The sequence below is a fragment of the Actinomycetaceae bacterium MB13-C1-2 genome (assembly GCA_035621235.1).
Lineage (GTDB): Bacteria > Actinomycetota > Actinomycetes > Actinomycetales > Actinomycetaceae > Scrofimicrobium.
In genome coordinates, this window is the sequence record CP141731.1 from 1,534,082 (window position 1) to 1,559,191 (window position 25,110).

At 57.9% G+C, this 25,110-nt stretch carries 19 protein-coding genes and 1 pseudogene; 2 read left to right on the forward strand and 18 right to left on the reverse strand.

Going from position 1 to position 25,110, the window contains the following annotated elements; all coding sequences use genetic code 11:
- Positions 1-4: 4 nt before the first annotated feature.
- Positions 5-4,123, forward strand: a complete 4,119-nt coding sequence (locus U6G28_06740) for a BspA family leucine-rich repeat surface protein (GenBank protein WRS31210.1) — start codon at positions 5-7, stop codon at positions 4,121-4,123.
- Positions 4,124-4,438: 315 nt separating this feature from the next.
- On the opposite strand, the gene purD is transcribed toward U6G28_06740, so the two are convergent.
- The 14 genes and pseudogenes from purD to rfbD form a co-directional block, all read right to left on the reverse strand.
- The gene (gene purD, locus U6G28_06745) at positions 4,439-5,824 is read right to left on the reverse strand and encodes a phosphoribosylamine--glycine ligase (GenBank protein ID WRS29232.1); all 1,386 of its coding nucleotides are present in this window, start codon (positions 5,822-5,824) and stop codon (positions 4,439-4,441) included.
- A gap of 11 nt (positions 5,825-5,835) precedes the next feature.
- On the reverse strand, positions 5,836-7,320 hold the full coding sequence (purK, locus tag U6G28_06750) for a 5-(carboxyamino)imidazole ribonucleotide synthase (protein ID WRS29233.1): 1,485 nt from the start codon (positions 7,318-7,320) through the stop codon (positions 5,836-5,838).
- Entirely contained in the window at positions 7,304-7,792 is a 489-nt protein-coding gene (gene purE / locus U6G28_06755; GenBank protein ID WRS31211.1) for a 5-(carboxyamino)imidazole ribonucleotide mutase, read from the reverse strand. Before purE ends, purK begins: the two co-directional genes overlap by 17 nt.
- Positions 7,793-7,942: 150 nt before the next feature.
- Positions 7,943-8,434: pseudogene (gene purN / locus U6G28_06760) on the reverse strand (phosphoribosylglycinamide formyltransferase).
- Positions 8,431-9,474, reverse strand: a complete 1,044-nt coding sequence (gene purM, locus U6G28_06765) for a phosphoribosylformylglycinamidine cyclo-ligase (GenBank protein WRS29234.1) — start codon at positions 9,472-9,474, stop codon at positions 8,431-8,433. The pseudogene purN and the gene purM overlap by 4 nt, the downstream one beginning before the upstream one ends.
- Positions 9,471-11,045, reverse strand: coding sequence for an amidophosphoribosyltransferase (purF, locus tag U6G28_06770; GenBank protein WRS29235.1), 1,575 nt, complete (start codon positions 11,043-11,045; stop codon positions 9,471-9,473). The genes purM and purF overlap by 4 nt, the downstream gene beginning before the upstream one ends.
- Complete coding sequence (gene purL, locus U6G28_06775) at positions 11,030-13,246, reverse strand: phosphoribosylformylglycinamidine synthase subunit PurL (GenBank protein WRS29236.1); 2,217 nt, start codon at positions 13,244-13,246, stop codon at positions 11,030-11,032. The genes purF and purL overlap by 16 nt, the downstream gene beginning before the upstream one ends.
- Positions 13,243-13,950 carry a phosphoribosylformylglycinamidine synthase subunit PurQ gene (gene purQ, locus U6G28_06780; GenBank protein ID WRS29237.1) on the reverse strand — a complete coding sequence of 236 codons (708 nt, stop codon included), beginning with the start codon at positions 13,948-13,950 and terminating at the stop codon, positions 13,243-13,245. The genes purL and purQ overlap by 4 nt, the downstream gene beginning before the upstream one ends.
- Complete coding sequence (gene purS, locus U6G28_06785) at positions 13,943-14,197, reverse strand: phosphoribosylformylglycinamidine synthase subunit PurS (GenBank protein WRS29238.1); 255 nt, start codon at positions 14,195-14,197, stop codon at positions 13,943-13,945. The genes purQ and purS overlap by 8 nt, the downstream gene beginning before the upstream one ends.
- Positions 14,198-14,443: 246 nt before the next feature.
- A complete protein-coding gene (gene purC / locus U6G28_06790) occupies positions 14,444-15,172 on the reverse strand; it encodes a phosphoribosylaminoimidazolesuccinocarboxamide synthase (protein WRS29239.1) in 729 nt (242 codons plus the stop codon).
- A 488-nt stretch (positions 15,173-15,660) separates the two neighbouring features.
- Entirely contained in the window at positions 15,661-16,485 is an 825-nt protein-coding gene (locus tag U6G28_06795; GenBank protein WRS29240.1) for a formate/nitrite transporter family protein, read from the reverse strand.
- Between the two features lie 267 nt (positions 16,486-16,752).
- Entirely contained in the window at positions 16,753-17,805 is a 1,053-nt protein-coding gene (locus U6G28_06800; GenBank protein ID WRS29241.1) for a glycosyltransferase family 1 protein, read from the reverse strand.
- Positions 17,806-17,816: 11 nt separating this feature from the next.
- Positions 17,817-20,384 carry a sodium-translocating pyrophosphatase gene (locus U6G28_06805; GenBank protein WRS29242.1) on the reverse strand — a complete coding sequence of 856 codons (2,568 nt, stop codon included), beginning with the start codon at positions 20,382-20,384 and terminating at the stop codon, positions 17,817-17,819.
- 594 nt (positions 20,385-20,978) lie between these two features.
- Positions 20,979-21,836 (reverse strand): dTDP-4-dehydrorhamnose reductase, encoded by an 858-nt coding sequence (gene rfbD, locus U6G28_06810; GenBank protein ID WRS29243.1) that lies wholly within the window; start codon positions 21,834-21,836, stop codon positions 20,979-20,981.
- A 159-nt stretch (positions 21,837-21,995) separates the two neighbouring features.
- Here rfbD and rfbC point away from each other — a divergent pair, with 159 nt between their 5' ends.
- A complete protein-coding gene (gene rfbC / locus U6G28_06815; GenBank protein ID WRS29244.1) occupies positions 21,996-22,613 on the forward strand; it encodes a dTDP-4-dehydrorhamnose 3,5-epimerase in 618 nt (205 codons plus the stop codon).
- Positions 22,614-22,747: 134 nt separating this feature from the next.
- Here rfbC and U6G28_06820 read toward each other — a convergent pair whose 3' ends face one another.
- The 4 genes from U6G28_06820 to U6G28_06835 are packed head-to-tail and all read right to left on the reverse strand — an operon-like array spanning position 22,748 to position 25,057.
- The gene (locus U6G28_06820) at positions 22,748-23,302 is read right to left on the reverse strand and encodes a dihydrofolate reductase (GenBank protein WRS29245.1); all 555 of its coding nucleotides are present in this window, start codon (positions 23,300-23,302) and stop codon (positions 22,748-22,750) included.
- Positions 23,303-24,103, reverse strand: coding sequence for a thymidylate synthase (locus tag U6G28_06825; protein WRS29246.1), 801 nt, complete (start codon positions 24,101-24,103; stop codon positions 23,303-23,305).
- Positions 24,100-24,528, reverse strand: a complete 429-nt coding sequence (locus U6G28_06830) for an OsmC family peroxiredoxin (protein ID WRS29247.1) — start codon at positions 24,526-24,528, stop codon at positions 24,100-24,102. Before U6G28_06830 ends, U6G28_06825 begins: the two co-directional genes overlap by 4 nt.
- Positions 24,529-24,565: 37 nt before the next feature.
- Positions 24,566-25,057: a DUF2505 domain-containing protein gene (locus U6G28_06835; protein ID WRS29248.1), complete on the reverse strand. Its 492-nt coding sequence runs from the start codon at positions 25,055-25,057 to the stop codon at positions 24,566-24,568.
- Between the last annotated feature and the right edge of the window lie 53 nt (positions 25,058-25,110).

Below are 25,110 nucleotides of genomic sequence, written 5' to 3' on the forward strand. Positions count from 1 at the left end.
GACGATGCCGACGCAGGCCCCGACACTGGACCCGGAAGTCTTCGGAAGTAATGCCTTCAAATGGTGGCAGGGTGAAGTCCTCGAAGGAACGATGTTAGCCACGCCCGGTGTTTCGTTTGTGGTAACTGAAACGGGCTTGGTGATGGATGCCAAGTGGAGCTCTGCCCTGCAACTGTGGGGCGAAGCTCCGTGGCAGTTTGACGCGGCCACGGGCACGCTGACGGTCTACGGCAGCGACGACCCGGCGAACCCGCGCACTTTGGGCCGGTATTATGCGTCCCCGTGGGAGACAGGCAGCGTGCCTCCCGCTGACATCAAAACGATCATTCTTGAGAACCCGACGGGCATCGCATTTCCAGCCGAGAGCGGTCTCTTGTTTTCCTCCAATGGTTACGGTGACGAACCCGTTAATCTGACGCGGATTGAGGGAATTTCTGAAGTGAACACTTCGGGTGTGACATTGATGTGGGGCATGTTTTGGGGCGCTGAATCTCTTGAATCGCTTGACTTGTCCGGGTGGGAAACCAGCGGTGTGGACGATATGAGTAACCTGTTTCGGGACACGGCAAGCCTCACGTCACTGGATGTCTCCACTTGGGAGACCGCCCAGGTCACTAACATGGACCACTTATTCCGGGGTGCTTCGGCATTGGAGTCCTTGGACTTGTCGAACTGGGATACCACTGGTGCGAGCAAATGGAACATGTTCGAGGATGCGTCCTCTTTAGAGTCCCTGACCCTTGGACCGAAGACGGTGCTGTCCAGCTCGGGGCTACCCGGCGTGAACAACACTGACATCTTCACGGGCAAGTGGGTACGGACTGGGCCTGCTCCCTCGTCCACCGAGGCGTGGTGGAGCGGAGACAGTGACGAACTGATCGAGCGCAGTGAGGACCTTGCGACGGTTGCGGGCACTTATATCTGGCAGCGAAAGGCCCCGGTTACGTTGGACCTGAACCACGGCGATTGGCCTGGTGCCGCGCCGGACCTTGACGCGCTGGGTGTTGCGGGTGTTGGGGATTTGGTGACGTTGCCCGTCGATGTTCCGGTCTTGAACGGTTTTGAGTTTGATAGTTGGGGTACGGACCCGGCTGACCCGGACCGGACATTGGGGGCGGGTGACTCTTTCGTCGTGACAGAACCAGGTCTGGTTCTGACCGCCCAGTGGGACCCGCCGTTGCAACTGTGGGGCGAGGCTCCGTGGAAGTTCGATGCATCCTCGGGCACTCTGTTCGTTTACGGGGACGCGGCAAACCCGCGTACCTTGGGTGGTTACCCCGCCTCGCCGTGGAACCGCGCCGACACCAGCAGAGTGGACCCGGCTGGTATTGAGAAGATCGTGTTTGAGGACCCGGAGGGAATCAAGCTCCCCGTGGGTAGTAATTATCTGTTCAGTGCGATTTCGGCTCTGGATTTCTTGGCGAATCTGACTGAGATAGAGGGGATCAGCCAGGTCGACACCACCGAAGTGATGTTTATGGCTGGCATGTTCTCCGGGGCATCGTCTCTGGAGGCGTTAGACCTGTCTGGTTGGGACACGGGCAACGTGGAGTTGATGAACAGCATGTTCCTCGGGACTGACAAGCTGTCATCACTAACTTTTGGGGACAAATGGGACACCAGCAGTGTGGCGTCCATGTCCAGTATGTTCAATGGGGCATCGTCTCTGGAGGCATTGGACCTGTCTGGTTGGGACACCGGCAGCGTGCAGGAGATGAACTACATGTTCCTCGGGACTGACAAGCTGTCATCACTGACTCTTGGGGATACGTCGCGCCTTGCGAGTAGTGCGGATCTGCCAGGTGTTCCGAGTGGTATCAGTTCTGACTACACGGGGAAGTGGGTGCGGACTGAGACCTCGCCCTCGCTCACGACCGCGTGGTGGAGTGGGAGCAGTGACAAGCTGATCTTACAAAGTCAGGACCAGACCGATGCTGCGGGCACCTACGTGTGGCAGCAGAAGGCCCCGGTCGCGCTTGACCTAAATCACGGTGCTTGGTCTGATCCAGTGCCAAACCTGGATGCCTTTGCCAGTGCTGGCGTGGGCGATTCGCTGACGTTGCCTGTCGATGTTCCGGTCTTGAATGGTTTTGAGTTTGATAGTTGGGGCCCGAATCCGGCTGACCCGGACGGGACGTTGTCGGCGGGCGACTCTTTTGTCGTGACAGAACCAGGTTTGGTTCTGACGGCTCAGTGGGACCCGCCGTTGCGACTGTGGGGTGAGGCTCCGTGGAAGTTCGATACAGCCTCGGGCACGGTCACTGTCTACGGCAGTGGTGACTCGGCAAACCCACGTATTTTGGGAACCGAATCCCAAGCGCCGTGGCACACGGTGGGTAGCGGCTTTGGACCACGGGACGTAGAGAAGATCGTGTTTGAGGACCCGGAGAGCATCAAGTTGCCGGCTGATAGTGAATCCCTGTTCTCATCACGCACCGGTTTCCCACTGGAGAATCTGCGGGGCATCTCTGGGATCGGTCAGGTGAACACGTCTGAGGTTTCCAATCCCAGGGGTATGTTCTCCTTTGCTTCCTCACTCGAATCGTTGGATTTGTCCGGATGGGATACCACGGGCTTTACGAATACAGAGTTCATGTTCTCCGGTGCTTCTTCGCTTGAATCGTTGGATTTGTCCGGATGGGTGCTGGACGGAGATTACCAGGAGAGCTTGTTCATAGGGGCCTCGTCTCTTGCTTCGCTGACTTTGGGGGCGGACACGAAGTTCGCGGCGACCGTCGCTTTGCGAGATGCTCCAGATGGTGCGCCGTACACGGGGAAATGGGTGCGGACCGGGCCTGATCCCTCGTCCACCGAGGCGTGGTGGAGCGGAGACAGTGACGAGCTGATCGAACGAAGCCAGAACTCGGCGACAGCTGCGGGCACATACGTGTGGCAAATGTCGACGCCCGTGACGTTGGACTTTACTGGTGGTTCTTGGTCTCCGGGCGCGGCGCCTGATCTGAGCAGTATTGATAATGCCGCGGTGGGTAGGTTGCTGACGCTACCGACGGATGTACCGGAGTTGATCGGGTACACATTCGATGGTTGGCAGATGAGTCAGGCGACGACCCGCGTGGCGGGAATGGGTTTGCTCGATTGGGTGATGGCTCAGGCGCGCGGTGCGATCGGTGAACTTGGGGCAGCTGGTTCGTTGCATCCGGGCGACTCGTTCGTGGTAAGCGCGCCGGGTGCGATCACATTGACGGCGCAGTGGGAAGAGGATGTCCCGCCTCCGGCTGAGTTAACTCTGTCGTTTGACCTTGGTGGTGGGGCTGCCGGGGGTGGTGTCTTCGATCCGATCACTGGTCTGGTTGAGGGGGAGACACTGACTCTGCCGGCGTCTGTGCCGGTGCGCGACGGTTTCGCATTTGCGGGTTGGTGGTACAACGATCTGGTGTTCAACGCGGGTGCTGAGTTCACTATGCCTGATGCGGACGTGACCCTGGTGGCCCAGTGGGGAAAAGTGCCTATTGGCACGGTGGCGGTCACTTTTGATCTGAATGGTGGAGCGGGCGTGTTTGATCCGCTGGTGGGCGTGCCCGGTAGCATGATGAACCTGCCTTCTGATGTGCCGACTCGGGATGGGCATGAGTTTGAGGGGTGGTTGCACGCGGATACGACGTATCAGCCGGGTGCTGAGTTCACCATGCCTGATGTGGACGTGACTCTGGTGGCCCAGTGGCGCGAGGTGGAACCCCCGCCTCCGGCTGAGTTCTCCTTGTTGTTCGACCTTGGTGGTGGGGCTGCCGGGGGCGGTGTCTTCGATCCGATCACTGGTTTGGTTGAGGGTGAGTTGGTCACGTTGCCGACTGATGTGCCGGTGCGCGATGGTTTTGCGTTCACGGGTTGGTGGTACAACGATCAGGTGTTCAACGCGGGTGTTGAGTTTACTATGCCTGATGCGGACGCGACCCTGGTTGCGCAGTGGCGCGAGGTAAACCAGCCTCCTTTGCCTCCTGGGCCTCCGAATCCTCCCGTTGACCCGGGAGCTGGCGGCGATGCTGGGGCAAACCCGGCGCTGCCAGACACTGGTGCGAACGCGGCACCAGTGGCCATTGGAGGGGCGTTGTTGCTGGTTATGGGAGCGGTGGCTGCTGCACTGTCGCGAAGAAGAAGGAACTAGCTTTGCCATGTGGGTGCCACAGATTACGGCACCCACATGAGGGCTGATGCTGGTGGTCAGGTGTGCCGGTAAGCTCCACCGGTTACGGTCGTGCTACGCGGGCGGAGCTGGCCTGGGATCGTGCTTAGGGCGCTCCGAACGCGAGTTTGATTGGCTAGGGTGTCTCCTATATCCCTGCTCGCTGTGGTGACCGGAGAATCCGTGTTTGCTAGGTTTTCATCGTCGGCTTTGCCACCGGCAGGGCCTCTTCTTCCGCCTTGCAACCACGGATCTCCCGGGCGTCCTCGCCTGAGCACAGGTTTAGGCGAGGACGCCCTAGGAGTTGATTGCCTTGTTCCCTATGTCGGTTCTGTAAAAGGTTCCGTCGGTGTTTACCTTCGCCAATGCCGCATAGACCTTGTCTTGTGCTTCTTGCAGCGTCCGACCGCTTGCCTTGACCAGGTAGACCCGCCCCCCGTCAGACACAAGTCCCGTACCACCGGAGTTGGAGGCTTCTGCAGGGGATGCAGGACCGGAACCCACCTCGATTGGCGTAGCATCGACTGCTGCGGAGTCGCTAGCGCCGCTTCCATTCCGCGCAGAGCCACCAGAGGTCTTGTCGTACTGTTCAGCGGCCACTCCGGCGTAGTCCACCGTCACCGAGTCATCGAACGAGGGGATACTTGCTCCCCTCACGTATTCTCCCGGATAGCCTTCCGCAGCGACAACTACGCCGAGGTCAGCCCGGTCGTTGTCCCACTCGACGATTGGTTCGCGCCCAGCCAACAGATCATCAATGATCTGAGCCAGGTCCGACTTCAGACGAGGCAGAACCACCTGCGCTTCCGGATCCCCGAACCTCGCATTGAACTCGATCACCTTCGGCCCTTCGGTCGTGGCAATCAATCCCGCGTAGAGGATGCCTGTGAAGGGCGTCCCGTCCTCAACCATGCCGCGTGCCGCCGGTTCGACCACCGTTCGAACCGCCTGCTCAACCATGCTTTCAGGAATCTGTGGAACCGGGGAGTAAGCACCCATGCCTCCCGTGTTTGGGCCCCGGTCATCGTCCCAGGCACGCTTATGATCCTGCGCGATCACCATCGGGTGAACTGAGGCACCCCGAACGAATGCGAGCAGGGAAAACTCCTGCCCTTCTAAGAACTCCTCGACCACCACTGTTGCTCCGGCAGTGCCGAAAGACTCTGCGCGAAGCATGGAGTCTAATGCCTCGACGGCTTCCTCCATCGTCACCGCGACAACGACACCCTTGCCCGCCGCGAGCCCATCGGCCTTGACAACAATGGGGGCACCTTGCCCCAGAACGTAATCTCGCGCCTCCTCGAAGTCTGTGAACGAACGGTACGTGCCGGTTGGAATACCGTGACGGAACATCAGTTCTTTCGCGAACTCCTTAGAACCCTCGATCACTGCGGCATTCGCATGAGGGCCGAAGGCAGGAATCCGGGCCTCTTCAAACTCGTCGACGATCCCCGCAATCAGAGGAGCCTCCGGGCCGATGAACGCCCAGTCAACTCCGTTGGCCTTCGCGAACTCGATCAGCCTTTTGTGGTCGCTCTCGTTAATGTCGACCGTGACGATTCCGTCTGCAATCATTCCCGGATTGCCCGGCGCGCAGTACACCGTCTCCACAAGATCACTCAATCCAAGATGGCGCGAAACCACATGTTCACGTCCCCCTCGTCCAACAACTAGTACGCGCATCAGATTCCTTACTATCTCGGACGGCCCCAGACGCTCGTCTGTTCGATCTCATCAATGGTTGTCTGCGGGTCATCGCCCAGGATGGTTATGTGCCCGACCTTGCGGTTTGGTCTCGCCTCGGACTTGCCGTAGTCATGGAGTACCCAGGTCGGTCTGGTTTCCGATAGCGTCGTTGCGCCCTCAAGGTGTTGACCCAGTACGTTGATCATCACCGCCGAGCTCACCAGTTCGGGCTCAACTAGGGGCATTCCAGCGACCGCCCGGATGTGCTCAGCGAACTGGCTGACCGAGCAACCTTCGATGGTCCAGTGCCCAGAATTGTGCGGACGAGGGGCCAGTTCGTTAACCAGCACCGCCCCCTCCGCAGTTACGAACATCTCCACAGCCAGCATCCCGACGATCTTTAGTGTCTCTGCGATGGTGCTCGCGTACCTTTGAGCCGTCGCCGCAGTCCGGCCTGGAATCCGGGCCGGCGCAGTAGTGAGGTGGAGGATATTGTTCCTGTGTTCGTTTTCTGACACGGGAAATACGACGGTCTTGCCGGTGCCGTCACCGACGACCAGGACCGATATCTCTTTGGTGAACGCCGCCCATGCCTCAAGAACGCAGGCGATGTGCTCGGAGCTCTCGGAGTTCTGCGAGTCCTGAACGAGCGCGGCCGCATCCTCGAGGTCCACTTCACTTCGCAACACTCTTTGACCTTTGCCGTCATACCCACCGCGGGTGGTCTTTAGAACGCACGGATATCCGACCTCCTGGGCCGCTCGTTCCAGTTCCTCGCGGGAGGACACAGGACGGTAGTCGACAAGAGGAATCCCTAGGCGTTCCACGAACCGCTTCTCTGCGAGGCGATCCTGTGAGACTCGAAGGGACGCTGTGCCCTGGGGGAGCTTCACCCGGACCGGATCTCGGTCGAGGACATCTGCATCGACGTTCTCAAACTCGTAGGTGACCACGTCGCTCGAGTCTGCGAGTTCGCGGATTGCGTCCTCGTTAGAGTACTGCGCGACGATCTGTTCATCCGCGACCTGCGCGGCGGGGCAGTCAGCGGCCGGGTCGAGGATAATGGTTTTGAATCCCATGTCCCGGGCACTTTCGGCCATCATTTGTCCCAGTTGGCCTCCGCCGACGATCCCAATGGTCGTTCGCTCGGGAAGCAACGCCGGTTTGGAGGAGGGAAGTCCGGGCAGCTCGGCCACCAACTCAGCAGAAGGGTTGCCTGTTACCGTGGGCACGTCGGTGTTTGGTCCGCTTCGGATGTCGGTTTCTCCGTTTGCGTGGTCGGGCACCTCGCCCGCTGTCGCTGGGTTCTTGCCTGTTACCGTGGGCACGTCGGTGTTTGGTCCGCTTCGGATGTCGGTTTCTCCGTTTGCCTGGTCGGGCACCTCGCCCGCTGTCACTTGCTGCATCGGGGACAGCGTGTTTGAGCGAGCGGCGGCGGACTGCCTGCGCTCATCCTCGGGTCGGGTCGAACTGGAGCTACCCGAGTTGCTCATTGCTCTCTTCTACCTGGGCTCGCAGCTCGGTGCGATACTCATCAAGCTTGACCGCGACCCCGCGATCGAACGCCCCGACGATCTGCGCGGCCAGAAGCCCGGCGTTCACCGCCCCCGCACGTCCGATCGCGGTTGTTGCAACCGGAATGCCTGCGGGCATCTGCACGATGGAAAGCAGAGAGTCCAGACCGTTCAATGCTCGGCTTTGCACCGGAACTCCGACCACCGGAAGGGTCGTCTTCGCTGCGATCATGCCCGGAAGATGAGCGGCCCCACCAGCCCCGGCAACGATCACCCTTAGGCCGCGCTCGCGGGCCGTCTGTGCGTACTCGAACATAGCATCCGGGGTGCGGTGAGCCGAGACCACCTTCTTCTCGTATGCAACACCCATCTGATCCAGAATCTCGCAGGTGTTCCTCATCGTCTCCCAGTCGGAAATCGAGCCCATTATGACTCCGACGCTTGCGTTCATGTGGTCTCCTCTGTTTGGGGTGTCCCTGTCCAAAAGTTCAAACCCAAAAGCCCGATGATTCGAAATGCCGCCGGACTCGATGTCTAGCACAATGTCTCTGAGGACCTTCGGATACAGTTCATGCTCAACGGCGTGAATCCGCTCGGCGAGCGTTTCCTCGGTGTCGTTCGGAAGAACCGGAACGGATTGTTGCTCAATCACCGGTCCGGTATCGACTCCCGCGTCAATGTAGTGGATGGTAACTCCGGTTTCGATTGCTCCAGCTTCCAAGGCATCCGTGATTGCGTGTGCACCTGGGAACGCCGGAAGCAGGGCGGGATGAAGGTTGACGATCCGCCCCTCGTACGCCAAAAGTAAAGTCGGTCCGACGATGCGCATGTATCCGGCCAATGCAACAAGATCTACTTGCTCCTCACCCAGCACTCTCACAATTTCGGCCTCAAACTCCGCCTTTGACCCGAAGTTATTGGGGGAGAGGCCCAGGGTCGGAACGTCCCGCTTTTCTGCCCGCCGCAGTGCCGGGCACTCAGGTTGATCTGATACCAGTAACGCCAGTTCTGCCGGGATTTCTCCGGCTTCGACGGCCGCTGCGATCGCCTCGAAGTTGCTACCGCTTCCCGAGGCAAACACTGCCAGCCTCATTCGAACGTGTCCCTATAGATCACGGGATCACTCTCTTCCCTGACGACCTCACCAATCCGATAAAACTCTTCGCCACGGCTCGCCAGCGAAGCCATCACCGCATCCATATCGCCGGGACGGATCGCAAGTATCATTCCGAGGCCCATGTTAAACACCTGGTACATCTCAGGTAGAGCAATCTGACCCAGGCCTTGAACTACGCCGAACACCGGCGGAACCGGCCATGTTCCAAGATCGATCGCCGCAGATAGCCCCGCGGGGATCATCCTCGGAATGTTCTCATCGAAGCCACCCCCGGTGACGTGGCAGATTCCCCGCACCAGATTCTCTTGGACTAGGGGCAGAACCGCGTTTACATAGATCCGCGTCGGCGTCAGTAGTACTTCTCCCAGCGTCGCCCCGCCCAGCTCCGGGACCGAATCACCGAAACTCTTGCCCGCCTGATCAAGGACCTTCCGTACCAGTGAGAAACCGTTTGAATGAACCCCGGACGAGGGAAGTCCAATCAATATGTCGCCCCGGCGTACGGTGGAACTGTCAACCAGTTGCCCGCGTTCGCAAGCTCCGACTGCGAATCCCGCCAGGTCGTAGTCGTCCCCGGCATACATCCCCGGCATCTCGGCGGTCTCACCGCCGATGAGGGCGGCACCGGCCTGGACGCACCCCTCGGCCACGCCCGCGACGATGGCCTCAATCTGGGCTGGGTTGTTCTTCCCGGTTGCGATGTAGTCCAGAAAGTAGAGGGGCATAGCTCCCTGCGCCACGATGTCATTTACGCACATCGCCACACAGTCGATGCCAACAGTGTCATGCTTGCCGGTTGCGATTGCCACCAGAAGTTTGGTGCCAACACCGTCGGTTCCCGAGACCAGGATGGGGTCCACTAGGCCCAGCGAGGCGAGATCGAAGCATCCTCCGAAACCTCCCAGCCCGCCCATCGTTCCGGGGCGTTCAGTTCGCTTCGCGTGTTTGCGGATGCGGCGCACCACTTCGTATCCGGCCTCGACGTCGACTCCGGCAGCAGCGTATGCGTTGCTCATTTCGCCACCGCCAATACGGACTCGCGCAGCAGTCCTGGGTTTGCTTGACCGTGCGGTGGCTCGCAGGCCCGCGCCGATTCGGACCCATCGGAGATGTCGCCGTGAGTCGCTGCCTCCCGGAGTGCCTGGGCCTCAAGCGAGGCCCGTAGCCCCTCCTCATAGTCGTAAAGTCCGGTGGGGTAGTCGCCGTTAAAGTAGGCCATGCAGATACCGGAGTAGGGCGCATCTGAGTCAAGGCCAATGGCGTTGAGCAGACCTTCTTCACTGAGGAAGCTGAGTGAGTCCGCTCCGATCATCTCTCGGATCTCCTCAATCGAGTGATCTGATGCCACCAGTTCCTCGCGGGTCTGAATATCGATTCCATAGAAGCACGGGTAGGCCAGTGGGGGTGCGGCGATCCGAACGTGAACTTCGGCGGCGCCAGCATCCTTTAGTAGTTGGACAATCCGTTTGCTCGTCGTGCCGCGGACGATGGAGTCATCGACCATCACAACACGCTTGCCAGAGACGACTCCTCGGACCGCAGAGAGCTTCATCCGTACTCCCTGCTCGCGCAGTTCCTGCGTTGGCTGGATGAAGGTACGGGCGACATACTGGTTCTTCACCAGGCCCATTTCGTAGGGGATCCCCGATGCCTCGGCGTATCCGGACGAGGCGGAAAGAGACGAGTTCGGGACGCCGATAACCATGTCGGCCTCCGCTGGTGCTTCAGTCGCCAGACGGACCCCCATTGCTTTACGGGCCGCGTGAACATTGATCCCGGCGATGTTCGAGTCGGGGCGGGCGAAATAGATGTACTCCATCGCACAGATCGACTGCTGTGTCTCCGTGGTGAACTGATCGACGGTCATGCCCTCGTCATTGATGATGACGACCTCGCCGGGGGCAACATCTCGAATAAAATCGGCGCCAACGCCGTCAAGCGCACAGGTTTCGGAAGCCACGACGTAAGCCCCGTTCTTCATGCGCCCGATGGCCAGAGGTCGGAACCCGTTAGGGTCGAGGGCTGCGTAGAGGGCGTCGTCTGTGAGGAGCGCGTAGGCGAAGCCGCCCTTGATCGAGTTCAGTGCCTCTTTGAGTTGGTCGATGAACCTGACGCAGGAACTCCGTCTGATTAGGTGCATCAGGATCTCGGTATCGGAATCGGAGTGGAAGATCCCTCCGTCTTCCTCAAGCTGTCTGCGTAGCGTTCGAGCGTTGGTCAGGTTGCCGTTGTGGGCCAGGGCCACCGACTCGTTTTGGAACCGGAAGAGGAGCGGTTGGACGTTGTCGATCGATTCACTCCCGGCCGTAGCATAACGAACATGACCAATGGCAGCGCGTCCAGCGAGGCGATCAAGTTGGCTTTCATTCGCGAAAACGGTTGAGACCAGGCCGAGGCCGCGGTGCCCCTTCAGTTCGCCTTCATTGCCCGCGACGATCCCGGCACCTTCCTGCCCGCGGTGCTGTAGGTTTCGCAGGCCAAAATAGGTGATGCGGGCGGCGTCAGGGTGGCCCCAGACGCCGAAGACGCCGCATTCTTCATTGAGGCTGCCCACCTCAGAATCGCGGTAATTCACTTCATCAAGCACTCGAGTGATTCCTCCCAGGTCTTCTTGGCTTCTGCGGCGTTGACCTCGAAGCTGGCGTCGCTAGTGGCAAAGCGGTATGTCAGGGCATCGCTGACCGTGCCGATTAGGGCTGCATTGGGGGCAACTGTCTCGAAGCGCTCGCGGTCCTCGGGTCTGATCGAAACTACGAAACGGGATTGAGTCTCTGAGAACAACCAGGTTGCAGGAAAACTCACCGAGACTTCGAACCCAAAGTTGCCCGGGAACGCGCTTTCTGCCAGCGCAACTCCCAAGCCGCCCTCCGCCAGATCGTGAGCCGAAACCACCAGACCAGCCTCGATTGCCTCAAGGAGTTGCTTCTGGTTTCTAGATTCCCTTTCCAAGTCGAACCCGGTCAGAGTTCCGAAAATCTTGCCCTCATTCATCTTCTGCAGTTCTGAGCCGCCGAAATCTGGCCCGGTCTCACCGATCACATAGACCAGGTCTCCTGCACGCTTGAAGTCACTGGTCGTGATATCTTCCAGCTTCTGTACGAGTCCAACCATCCCGATCATCGGTGTCGGGTAGATGGCCTCGCCATTGCTTTCGTTGTAGAGCGAGACATTTCCCGAAATCACGGGGGTCCTAAGCCTGCGACAGGCATCAGCCACGCCGTCAACGGCAGTTGAAAGCTCCCAGTACGCCTCGGGATTCTCGGGTGAACCGAAGTTGAGACAGTCGGTGATTGCCAGCGGTTGCGCTCCACTTGCGACGATGTTCCGAGCCGCCTCCGCCACCGCGATCTGGCCGCCGACGAAGGGATCGAGGTACAGGTATCGCGCGTTGCAGTCCGTCGTCATTGCCAGGGCTTTGTTGGTTCCGCGAACCCTCAAGACCGCCGCATCCGAACCTGGACCCACCACAGTATTAGTTCTGACCTGCGAATCATAGGTCTGGAACACTGAATGTTTTGAGGCGATTGTCGGCTGCGACAAGAGCTTCAATAGAGTCGAGGCCGGCTCCAGTGGGTTCGGCTGGTACGAACCCTGTTCAGCGAAATCATCTAGTCGCTTCGGTCTGCTTGAAGCGGGCTGTTGTTCCGGGGCGTCCCCAAGTGCTTCTACGGGAATATCCGCCACCTCTTGTCCCTCGAAGAACAGGCGATATCGGCCATCATCGGTAACCTCGCCGATCACGACCGCGTCAAGATCGTAGTCGTGAAAGACTCTCTGTGCCTCCGCTTCGCGTCCCTTCTTCACGCAGATCAGCATGCGTTCTTGGGACTCGGAGAGCATCATTTCATAGGGGGTCATCTCCGGTTCACGAACCGGAACGTCATCCAGGTAGAGACGGAGCCCGGAGCCAGCCTTATACGCCATTTCTGAACTGGACGAGACTAGCCCGGCGGCACCCATGTCTTGGATTCCAACCAGAATGTCTGCGTGATTGACGATGAGGTCTAAGCAGGCTTCAAGCAGTAGTTTCTCCATGAACGGATCACCGACCTGGACGGCCGAGCGGTTCTGTTCCTCGCCATCATTGAACGATTCCGAGGCAAATGTTGCTCCGTGAATCCCGTCGCGGCCAGTCTTTGCCCCGACGTAGAGGATCGAGTTGCCGGAGCCCGCGGCGCGACCCTTCTGAATATCCTTGTGGTCGATGATTCCAACGCACATAGCATTGACTAGAGGATTTCCCTCATAGCACGAGTCAAAGGCGATCTCTCCGCCCACGGTTGGAATACCAATGCAATTACCGTACCCACCGATGCCCGCGACGATTTCTTGAAGAAGGAACTTCGTACGGTCGTTGTCTAGCTCGCCGAAACGAAGGGAGTCCAAAACTGCGATCGGACGGGCTCCCATTGAGAAGATATCGCGGATGATGCCGCCAACGCCGGTGGCAGCGCCCTCGTATGGCTCAACAGCCGAAGGATGGTTGTGGCTTTCCGCCTTGAAGACCACAGCCTGGTTATCACCAATGTCGACAATTCCAGCTCCCTCACCGGGCCCCTGCAAAACGCGGGGACCGTCCGTAGGGAACTTCCGTAAGACGGATTTTGAGTTCTTGTACGAGCAGTGCTCGGACCACATAACCGAGAAAAGTCCAGTTTCCGTGTAGTTCGGCATGCGTCCGAGGATTTCTTCTTCGATGAGTCGGTATTCCTCGTCGGTAAGACCCCATTGCGCGTACATGCGGGAGTTCTTGATTGCCTGAGGAGTGGGTTCATTCGCCCTGGTCATCGGACATCACCTGCTTCCTCTGAGGACTTGGCGTTGTGGATGGAATCAATCAGGGAGGCGAAGAAGCGTTTTCCGTCCTCGGAACCTAACAGGGCTTCGACGGCACGTTCGGGGTGTGGCATCATGCCCAGCACGTTTCCCGCTTTGTTGGTGATACCCGCGATGGAGGCGGTTGAACCGTTGATGTTCTCCTCGTAAGTGAACACAATCTGGTTGTTCTCCTGAAGCTCGGCAAGGGTTCCGGCATCACAGAAGTAGTTACCCCCGGCGTGAGCGACGGGAAGAGAAATAACCTCGTCCTCGTCATATTCGCTGGTGAAGCGGGTGTGGGAGTTCACGACCTTTAGCGGAACCGTTTTGCAGACGAACTTTAGTGACTCGTTCTCGATGAGTGCGCCGGGGAGTAGGCCGGCTTCGGTAAGGACCTGAAAACCGTTGCAGGTACCGAAGACGGGTTTGCCTGACTCGGCGAATCGGCGGACCTCTTCCATGATGGGGGAGAAGCGGGCGATCGCACCACAACGAAGGTAGTCGCCGTATGAGAAGCCTCCGGGGAGCATTACCCCGTCGAATCCTTCAAGGCTGGTGGCGTCGTGTCGCACGGCCTGGGCCTCGACTTCCATCACATCCGTGAGTGCTTCCAGCATGTCGATGTCGCAGTTTGATCCAGGGAAGACGACTACAGCGAACCGAGGACTACTCACTGTCGGCCCGTTCAATCTCGATTCGATACGTTTCGGTGTTCACGTTGGCCAGCAATTTGTCGCTGATTTCTTCGACGACTATCTCGGGGTCACGTCCGTCAGCGCTCACCCAAATCTCGAAATATTTGCCGACGCGAACGTCGTCGATCTCCGAGTAACCGAGTCGGTGGGCGGCTCCCATTACGGCCTGTCCTTGAGGGTCTAGTACGGAGTCCTTGTAGGTGACGTACACCTTGGCCAAATACACGCAAATGCTCCTGAATTGTAGAAGGTTGGTTGTCGTAGCGGAGTTAGGTCGTAGCAGTCGGGTTGTAGCACCAGCCGAGTCGTGGGGGTCGGTTTGCAGCAGTGGAGGGGCGGCCTATTCAGTTGTGAGTGTTTGTCCGAGGGAGTCGCTTCTCAACAGCACTAGGGAAACTAGAGATGAGCTTGAGTTCTTTGGCTTCCATTTCTGGTTGCGTCGGGGAAGCTCAGCGGTGCCACGTGAGCCCGCTCAGCCTCGCTTGGCCGTGAGTTCTTGAAGCCGGGCGAGGACAACCTGGTAGACGCTAGTCAGATCGCCGATGTCCCTGCGGTAAACGTCCTTGTCCAGGTGTTCGTCGGTAGCAGCGTCCCAGAGCCTGCAGGTATCCGGCGAAACCTCGTCGGCGAGCAGAACGTTCCCTTCAGCGTCACGCCCGAACTCGAGTTTGAAGTCCACAAGACGAATGCCGCACTTCTCGAATATCTCGGTGAGTGCGGCATTCACTGTCAGAGCCTTCTCTTTGATTTCTGCGACTTCCGCCTCAGATGCCAGATTGAGAATCTTGACGTGTTCGTCGGTGATGAGCGGATCACCTAGATCATCGTCCTTGTAAAAGAGCTCGACGATCGGATCGGGTAGTGCGGTGCCCTCCATCAGCCCCAATCGCTTGCAGAGGCTGCCTGCTGCCACGTTCCTTACGACGACTTCAAGGGGAATGATTTGCACCTTTTGTGCGAGGTGCTCGGTTTCAGAAAGCGAACCCAAATAGTGGGAGGGAACACCCGCGTCAGCGAGAAGATCGAAGATCATTCCGCTGATCTGGTTGTTGAGTTTGCCTTTTCCGGGGATTTGATCCTTCTTTTCCCCGTTGAAAGCTGTTGCTTGATCACAGTACTCAACCCATAAGACTTCGGGTGAGTCTGTTTCGTAGAGTTTCTTGGCTTTTCCTTCGTACAGTAGCTGACCCTTTTGTGCCACTGGCGCCCCTTAACGGTCTTGGCGGGAAATACTTGGTAGACCTGGTCAACTGAACTAGCTCGACAAGGCAACGCTACGCCCTTGGGTTCATAAAGGTCCTGGCATATCGAAACGGGGGCACCTTTGGCCACAGACACGTCCCGCTGTTAGGCTGAAGCGATACCCCTATTGAGCATGACTCCGTGCTACTTCAGCGGATGCAAGGCGCAGGTCGTGATCTTTGAGCCTCGTTAGTAGAGCAATGTTATGCCTCCGCGGCAATTTTCCAGTTGGCTGCTAGACGATTACGTCTTTGGGCCAAGCATGCGCGAATGAACGCATGTACATGAAGATCGCCCTCGAAACCGCCTAATCGGGAAATGCCTTCCGAAGGTTGATGGAGAGCGGTTCGACTACCTTTACCCATCCCTGGATGGCTTATCCTTCCCTGATTTTGTGCCCGATCTGCCAGTCAACCTGCTGAATTAACCAGTCAAGGTTGACGAGAGTTAATTCCTCCCTCCGACCGGCTCTTTCTTTGGTGAACCCGCGACCAGCCAGTAGACGAGGGCGACGACTACCGCTCCGCCGACCAGGTTCCCGAGCCCAACCCAGAGCAGGTTCTTCCCAAAGAGGGGAAGGGTTCCGTTTGGATCACCAATGATGATGCCGTAGCAGTAGGTGAACATGTTGGCGATGACGTGTTCATACCCAGAGGCAATGAAGGCAGTTATGGCGATAAAGATTAGGGCGATCTTGGCACCGTCTGAGTTCACTCTCGAACTCATCCAAATGGCCAAGCAGACCAGGATGTTGCAGAGAACTCCTCGAGCGAATAGTTCAAGCGGCGTCTCGTGAGCTTTTGTGGCCAGCATGTCAGAGAGCATCGCACCCGCTGCTTGGTTGGAAATCAAGACTCCTGAACCTCGGATCAGAAGCGCAAAGAGCAAAGCTCCGAATAGGTTCGCGACAAAGATAAACAGTAGCGTCGCGCTTGCTCGACCAAGTCGGATTGACTTGGTGAGTACCCCCAGGGGAAGCGCCATCATGGCAGATGTCGCTAGCTCAGCTCCGGCGAAGACCGTGAGCGTTAATGCTGTTCCGAAGACGAGCCCACTTACTAGCTTCGCTAGCCCTTCACCCGCCGCAAACATTGGACCGGCCGTAGAAACCATAAGGACTACTCCGATCCCCATGAAGACACCGGCCAACATTCCCGATAGTAGGAACCTTCCGGGGGTATCTAGCCCCGACGACTTGGAATCGGCCGAGGTTACCTGTATATCAATGGTCTCTGGAATCGTTAGCACCAGACGATTTTCCCACGGGGCCAAAGGATCAAACTAATCCAGTGATGAAGAGTCTCTGCCGCAGGACGTTTTTTGACTATCCTCCAGCCGTCAAGTACATCTACCTGACAGATCGAACCAAATATGGGCCAGCTCAGTGCAACCAGAAGCGCAACTATTTCTCAAACCACAAGCAAGGGTCAGGATTGCGAGGAACTGCGGCTGACGCCCAAAGGGGCTCCCGCGAATCGATGCGCGGGAGCCCCTGCTGTCTAAAACCGAGCGCCTGTAGTCACTCGGTTTCGTGTGGCTCTAACTAAACCAATCCTTGACTGTTTCCGTGATCTCACGGTCGAATGCTGCATCAGAGTGGTGCCGGGCAATCCAGTCGATGAACGACCCTCCAGCGGCCCTATCGATCTCCTTGCGGCATTCTTCGGGAGCAGTCACTGCTTGCAACAGCATTTTCTCGGCCGTCACCTTGTCACGGTAGAAGAACGGATAATCGACGGGAACCAGTGCCCGCGCCCATTCCTCATCCGGGAAGATTCCAATGACGCCGGAACCGAGTGCCTCCACGTAGGACATTCCATAAGACTCATCGGTGGCAGTGGCAAGGAACGCGGTGGTCCGCGACAGCGCCTCGTAGTACGAGGAACGCGTTGAGGTCAACGGTCCAACCCAAACCCACGGCAGTTGAGAGAACTGCATGGCTTTCTCGCTGATGAGCGAGGTTTCTTGCAGGCGCATCTCCACTTCGATCGGGACCTGCCTGTGAACACGCTCGACGATCTCTTTGAACAGATCCGGGCGTTTCACCGGGGCGAGGTAGATAGCGGGGTAGAGAACGATTGGCTTAGCCGTCTCTTGGCGTTCCTGAACGTGGTCAACGCGGAAGCCCAGGTTGACCCACTCCAGCTTCATCTTTGCTTCCAGTTGGGGGAGGGTCGACTTCTGGACCAGTTCCTTCACCTCGGACGCGGTGCGTTCCGAAGCCGCGAATGTCGGGAACATTGCACACGACAGAGCGGCAGTGTATTTCTGTTCAGGACGTTCGAGGAACGATACAGGCCACCACACGAAGTTCATGATCTTCGGAGCCGTACCACCGCTTGCCTGATAGATCGTGTTCCAGATGGTGGGGGAGTCAATGACATCCATGTTGATAATTACGGTGTTCTCGGGATCCAGGAATTCGAGCGGTACCACGTCGAAGCCGTGGCAACGTCGGGCTGAGGGGCCGATTACCTGGGCGCCCGGAAAGATGCGCAAGAAACGCCGCACCAGGGTGGCACCAGCGTCATGGCCGACAATGCGTCCATCTTCGCTGATTACTGTCTGATCTCGTTTGACTGCAACTCTCATTGAAATCGCCCCTAACTGACCGCTGAACTGGAGGAGGCGCCGACGGTGGCACCGCCCTCTGGCAGTACGATCTCGGCAGGTTCGTCCTTCTTATCCTTACCCGACTGAATTCGCATGCCGTAGAAAGAACGGTAGACGAAGAAGTTAGCGATTAGGAAGAACACGGCCGCCAAAATGTAGACCATTGTCTGGAATCCGTCCCCGACCAACGACACAGCCAGTTCAACGGCGAGCAGTCCGAACAGTGTGGTGAACTTGATAATCGGGTTCAGCGCCACGGACGAGGTGTCCTTATAGGGGTCACCAACCGTGTCGCCAACAATAGTTGCGTCGTGAAGAGCTGTGCCCTTCGCGTGAAGATCGACCTCAACGACCTTCTTTGCGTTGTCCCAGGCTCCTCCGGCGTCCGCCATAAAGATCGCCTGGTACAGACCAAAGATCGCGATGGAGATCAGGTAGCCGATGAACAGGAACGGTTCGACGAAGGCGAATGCGAGAGTAATGAAGAAGACCGCTAGAAAGATATTCAACATGCCCTGTTGTGCGTACTGGGTGCAAATCTCAACCACTTTGCGCGAGTCTTCAGTGCTGGCCTTCTCGCTGGAGTCATCCAGCTTGATTTTCGCTTTGATGAACTCAACTGCACGGTAGGCCCCGGTAGTGACTGCCTGAATCGAAGCTCCCGAGAACCAGTAGATTACTGCACCGCCCAGGATAAAGCCGAGGAGGAACGGGGCATGCATGATAGACAGACTCTCCAGGTTAGTGGTGAGCCCATTGGTCAGGCCGATGATGATCGAGAAGATCATGGTCGTTGAGCCTACGACTGCGGTGCCGATGAGGACCGGCTTCGCGGTTGCCTTGAAGGTATTGCCAGCGCCGTCGTTCTCTTCGAGCATCAACTTGGCGCGCTCCCACTCGGGCTTGTAGCCGTACTCCTTTTCCATCTCTTCATCAATGTTCGGGATCGACTCAATCTGGCTCAGTTCGAAGACGCTTTGGGCGTTGTCGGTTACCGGGCCGTACGAGTCAACGGCAATCGTCACCGGACCCATCCCCAGGAAGCCAAACGCCACCAGGCCGAATGCAAACACTGCGGGTGCCTGCATGAAATCGCCGAGACCAGTGGTCGAGATTCCGAAGGCGACCGCCATCAGACCGACGATTGCGATACCTAGCCAGTATGCCGAGAAGTTGCCCGCAACCAGGCCGGACAGGATGTTCAGTGAAGCTCCACCCTCGCGCGAGGACTTAACCGTCTCACGGACGTGTCGTGAAGAAGTCGAGGTAAATGCCTTGACCAGTTCTGGAATCAGTGCGCCCGCCACGGTGCCGCAGGTGACGATTGCTGCGAGCTTCCAGCCGATTCCTCCATCGGTGCCTCCGAGGATCAGAGCCGTTGTGCCAAAGGTAAACAGGATGCACAGGCCAGAGGTGATCCAAACGAGGGAGGAAAGCGGCTTCTCGAAGTCCATCTCTACAGCATTCGCATACCGCGACTTTGTAATCGCCGAGTTGATCCAGTAAGCCAAGCCAGAAGCAATGATCATTGCGGCGCGGACCACGAAGATCCACACAAGCAGTTGCGCCTGAACTGCGGCGTCCGGCACAGCCAAGATGATAAAGGTGACCAGGGCAACGCCTGTCACGCCGTAGGTCTCAAATCCGTCAGCCGACGGTCCGACCGAGTCACCAGCGTTGTCACCGACGCAGTCGGCAATAACGCCAGGGTTACGAGGATCGTCTTCGTCAATCTTGAAGACAATCTTCATTAGGTCAGCGCCGATGTCCGCAATCTTGGTGAAGATTCCGCCTGCGATACGCAGTGCTGATGCTCCGAGTGACTCGCCAATGGCAAAGCCAATGAAACAGGAGCCACCGACCTCTGGTGGCAGCAGCAGCAGGATCACCAGCATCATAAGTAGTTCGAGCGAGATCAGTACCATGCCGATCGACATGCCTGCACGCATTGGAATCTGATGCAGCGGAAGAGGCTTGCCCTTTAGCGATGCGAAAGCCATGCGAGAGTTCGCGAAGGTATTGACCCGAATTCCAAACCAGGCAACCGCGTATGAACCCGCCATGCCCAAGAGCGAAAAAGCCACGATGATGGCGACGCGCCCCCAGGCGAATCCCACCAGGAACTTGTAGTAGATCACGATCACTGCGGTGATAATGGCCCACAGGATCAGAAGGAACTTGCCCTGCTTAACCAGGTAGGCCTTACAGGTGGTGTAAATCAGCTCAGATATATTCAGCATCGCCTTGTGAACTGGAAGCTTTTGCAGCTTCGCGTAGCTGAAGAATCCGAATGCAAGGCCACAAACCGCGACGAACATTCCGATGAATAGGACCGCACGGCCACCCAACCCGGTAGCGGTTACCATCCCATTTAGATCTGGAAGTACAAGGGCCGCCTCGCCGCCAATCTGGTGTCCATCAGACGCGGCGTCGGTGGCCCCGCCAGAGGCACAACCGCCCAAAGCCAAGGCTGATCCTACTGTTGCAATCACCCCCCAAAGACCGACTCGGAGACGCTTACGACTTGGTTTTGGTGTGCCGCCAGTGGCAGATTGCATTTCGTGCCTCGAACTATCGAAACGATGGGAAACCTATAGTCGGCCGAGCATGAGCCAAATCTCAACCAACATTAAGAATAGGTAACAAACCTGTCGTTATCTAGGCCGTTAGTCTCATATACGGCCACTTTCGTCCGCGCCAGTTGGTTCTGGGAATAGTTCGCGCTAGTACCTCATACGCGCACACGATCACCCCAACCCGGACGGACGACCTCACCCCCGCGGAGGCCTCATATGCGCACATGGCAACCTCTCCTAGTGGGACGCCGTCAATAGGGGTGAGACATAAGATCGGCAAGCGGGTTGCCCGCGACTCGGACGACCCGACAGCACTCCCAGTCACCCCATCAGACCGTTTGAAGTTGTCCGTGACTCGGGCACCCAAGACTCCGATGCTCAAGAGCACTGCTTTGGCCCCGGAACACGGTTTTGGTTTAGTGGTACTGCTCTGGTCTAGTGGCACTGCTTTGACCCAGGAACACGGTTTTGGTTTAGGTTTAGTGGTACTGCTCTGGTCTAGTGACACTGCTTTGGCCCGGAACCACTGTTCTACCCCAGGTTATTGGAGATCGGGGTACCACCGGAGCGTGATAACTAGCGCGCTGCAAGCACTTCTTCGCTTGCAATCTGCCAGCGTTTGTCCCAGGCGCCGATGGGCTTGATTCCTGCCTCCACCAGTGAGTCGTGTCCCAGCACTGAATGAGCCGGACGCGGAGCGGTCCGCACGAACTCTTCGGATGTCACCGCCTTGACAGCTTCAGGGGCGACTCCAATCGACTCGGCGATGGCACGAGTGAAGCCCCACCAAGTCGTCTGACCCGAGCTGGTCGCGTGGTAAATACCTGCGGGAGCGTTGGTTTCAAGTAAGTCAGCGATGATCCGCGCAACGTCCCCTGTCCAGGTTGGCTGCCCGTGCTGGTCATCAACGACGTTGGCCTCCCCGTTCTTTTCGAGCACTCCGGCGAGGGTTTTGGGGAAGCAGTTTCCACCGCGACCGTAGAGCCAAGCGGTGCGCACAATCAGTGTGTCCGGAGCTTCACAGCGCGCCGCCCACTCACCAGCGGCCTTGGTGCGCCCGTACGCACCGAGCGGACTCACAGGATCGGCGGCCTGGTATGGCGTTTCACTCTCACCGTCAAAGACGTAGTCGGTCGAGATGTGGACCAGCCTCGCACCCACCTTTGTCACGGCCCGGGCCAAGTTCTGGGTGGCAACCGCATTTATGAGGAACGCTCCTGCCTCATTCTCCTCTGCCGCATCGACAGCGGTCCAAGCAGCACAGTTCACCAGAGCGTCCGGCTGTTCCAGCTGTAGCCGTTCGCTCAGTGCCGGAAGGTCGAGGATATCGAGGGTGTCCTTGTCTGCGGCAACCACTTCGACTCCACGCGAGTCAAGTTCACGAATGACATCCTGGGCCAACATTCCATATCCGCCGGTAACTAGGACCTTCACGGTGACACCTTCCGCAGAACCGATTTTGGGCAAGAGTGAGGAACCCGCCACGGGATCGACTCATCTTCGTGGTTAAGGGTATCGAAGAGAATAGGGTTGCGTTGGTAGGACCGCCAGCAGGGTAATTGTGCGGTCACGTTCGTTCGTTAGGAGCCGACAATGGACTGGGAACCACTTGGTATCGAAGGCGCATGGAAGGTCACTCCTACCGTGCACGGAGACGATCGCGGCTGGTTCATGGAGATGTTCAAGCAGCAGACTTTTGAGGAGGCGGTTGGACATTCTTTCAGCGCCCCGCAGGTCAATGTTTCCAACTCTAGAGCCGGCGTAGTTAGGGGAGTTCATTTTTCCCAGCTACCGGTCTCGCAGGCAAAGTACGTTACGTGTTTGGGCGGGGCGGTCCTTGATGTCGTGGTTGACATCCGTGTCGGTTCGCCGACGTTCGGGAAGTACGAGGCGGTACTACTTGACTCTCGTTCTCCGAGCACCCTCTATATCTCCGAGGGACTAGGGCACGCATTTATGGCGCTGGAGGATAACTCGACTGTTTGCTACATGGTGTCCAGCGGCTACGCACCTGGACGCGAGTTCGGGGTCTTCCCGCTCGATGAAGAGATCGGGATTGAGTGGCCGAGTGAGGATGGGGCAGGTAATCCGATCAGTCCGGTTCTTTCACCGAAGGATCTCGCGGCCCCGACGCTTGCTGAAGCGTTGGAACAGGGGATTCTGCCAGCGTATGACGAGGTCACAGCATACCGTGAATCTCTGCGTAGTTGAGTAGTTGTTGTTACGCGCTGCCACTTAGCCCCCTGTTTCACGCCCCCAAGCCAGCACCTCTTGGGCAACCTCGCTTGTCTTGCGATATGCCGACTCTGCCCGCAATCTAGGAAACGAATTCGCGGCGGGGAGCACTAACGCCTGACATAAGTGGTGACCCGCCACCGGGCGTCCCCGGAACGAGGACGCCACTCATCATCTGTCCTCGCCCGGTCTATTTGCCAAATGTCGGGGTCGATTATGGGGGCCATTACCAGTGTCCGGTCGTCGGCGGGAATCTTGAGATCCAGGTCGGTAATCACCAGTTCATTGACCAGGTCCATTGTTTCTCGATAAATGGAGCCACCACCGGTGATCCACACAGTCTTCGCCCCGGTCGCCTCGGCGGAGCGATCTGCTATCTCAAGAGCATCCTCGATCGAGTGCGCGACATGCACCCCCTCCGCTTGGTAGCCCGGGGAGCGAGTCACGACGATGTTGACCCGGCCGGGAAGCGGGCCGCCCAGGGCCTCGAATGAGGCACGACCCATTATGATTGGGCATCCAATAGTCGATTCTTTGAAGTGCTTGAAGTCTGCCGGAACATGCCACAGCATTCTTTCGCCGTCTCCGATCACTCCGACGCGGTCCTCTGCCCAGATCGAGGCGCGGACGGGTCGAGTGTCTAAGGCGGTTTCTGCGCTACTCATCTACACCGCTACCTGCGCTCGGATTGCGGGGTGGTACTGGTAGTCCTTCACCTCGAATGAGTCAAAGCCATAATCGAAAATCGAGTCTGCGGTCCTCAGTTCCAGGGATGGGAACTCATAGGGTTCGCGTGAGAGTTGCTCTTCGACCTGATCGAGATGGTTTAGGTAGATGTGGCAGTCCCCGCCAGTCCAGATGAAGTCGCCGACCTGAAGTCCAGTTTGCTGCGCCAGCATATGAGTCAGGAGGGCGTACGAGGAGATGTTGAATGGTACGCCGAGGAACAGGTCGGCACTGCGTTGGTAGAGCTGGAGACTAAGTTTTCCGTCTGCAACGTAGACCTGGAAGAACGCGTGGCACGGCATCAGGGCCATCTCGGGGAGTTGCCCAACGTTCCATGCGGAGACAATCATGCGCCGTGAGTCAGGATTGGTCTTGATGGTCTCAACCAGGTCACTTATCTGGTCAATCCCCTCGCCGCCAGGTCCGGGCCATGAACGCCATTGAACGCCGTAGACGGGACCGAGTTCGCCGTTCTCGTCCGCCCACTCATTCCAGATACGGATGCCGTTGTCTTGTAGCCAGGCGACGTTCGAGGACCCACTGAGGAACCAGAGAAGCTCACCGATCACTGACTTGAGGTGAATGCGTTTTGTTGTCACTACTGGGAATCCGTTGGAAAGCTCATAGCGAAGCTGTCGTCCGAAGACAGAAATGGTTCCGGTGCCGGTTCGGTCATCCTTACTGACTCCGTTGTCGAGAACATCCCTCAGCAGATCCTCGTACTGGCTGTCAATCGTCATTGTGGCTCTCCGTCAATTGTCAGAGAAGTCGGGGCGGACTTGGTGACAGTGTGACTTATGGTGCAGTAGCGGTCGATTGCTCCGGACGCGCGCCGTAGCAGACGGTCTCTGTCTTCTGGATACATGTCCCCGAGGACCGGGGCAAGCTCGACAAAGAACTCCGTGAACCTGTCCTCCGACTCCAGATACTCAGCGCTAACTGTGCCGGTCAACTCAAAGTCCTCTCCCAACGCGCGAGCGAAGCGTGCATCTGACGAAAGTACATTGCAACCGAGAATCGCGAGCTTGAGCAGGTCTCCCGGGGTGAACTGTCCTTCTCCGTCCCCGATCACCAACTCCGCCCCCTTTGAGTTCGTCGCGGTGTACTCCCTGGTCCCGATTCGATTCACGCTGAGTATTTTTGGTGTCGGTGTTTCCTGAGTCATTGTTTCCTCCTGCTTTTCCTTGGACAGGTGCGGATAGTCAGTGCGAGGCGAGATACTCGGCCGAGGCCTCCTGCTCACCCTTGATAATCATCGGCGCAAACTTGACGGCTTCGCTCTCTAGTCGCTTGCCGAGCAACGGAATCGTCACTTTGACATTCCCGTCTGAAACTACTTTGGTCTTGGTGCCATCGGCGGTGAGTACAGAGACGAGCTTTATGTTTGCAGGGACTCCGGCGGCCGAGAGTTCCAACTGCCCTCGGATCACATCATTGCTAGGGCGGGTCCATTTCTCAGCAAGCACAGCCTCCGTGTTAGGACTGATAAAGCGCTTCGCCGCTGCGGGTAACATCTCGGTCGGAACCGCCACGCGAGTGGTCGAGGAGATTCGGTCACTACTCGCGTCCACGCTAACTTCAGGGTCCGCCAACTGGAGCTTTGAAGCCCGGAGAATCGCGTAGCTTGGGTCCGAGAGCATTGCCCAGATGGCATCGATTGAGGCGTCGTACTCGTATTCTTCCTTGAACTCCATCTTCACTCCCGCAATAGTCTTAGGTTGACAACATGATTTTCCACTCCCAATCC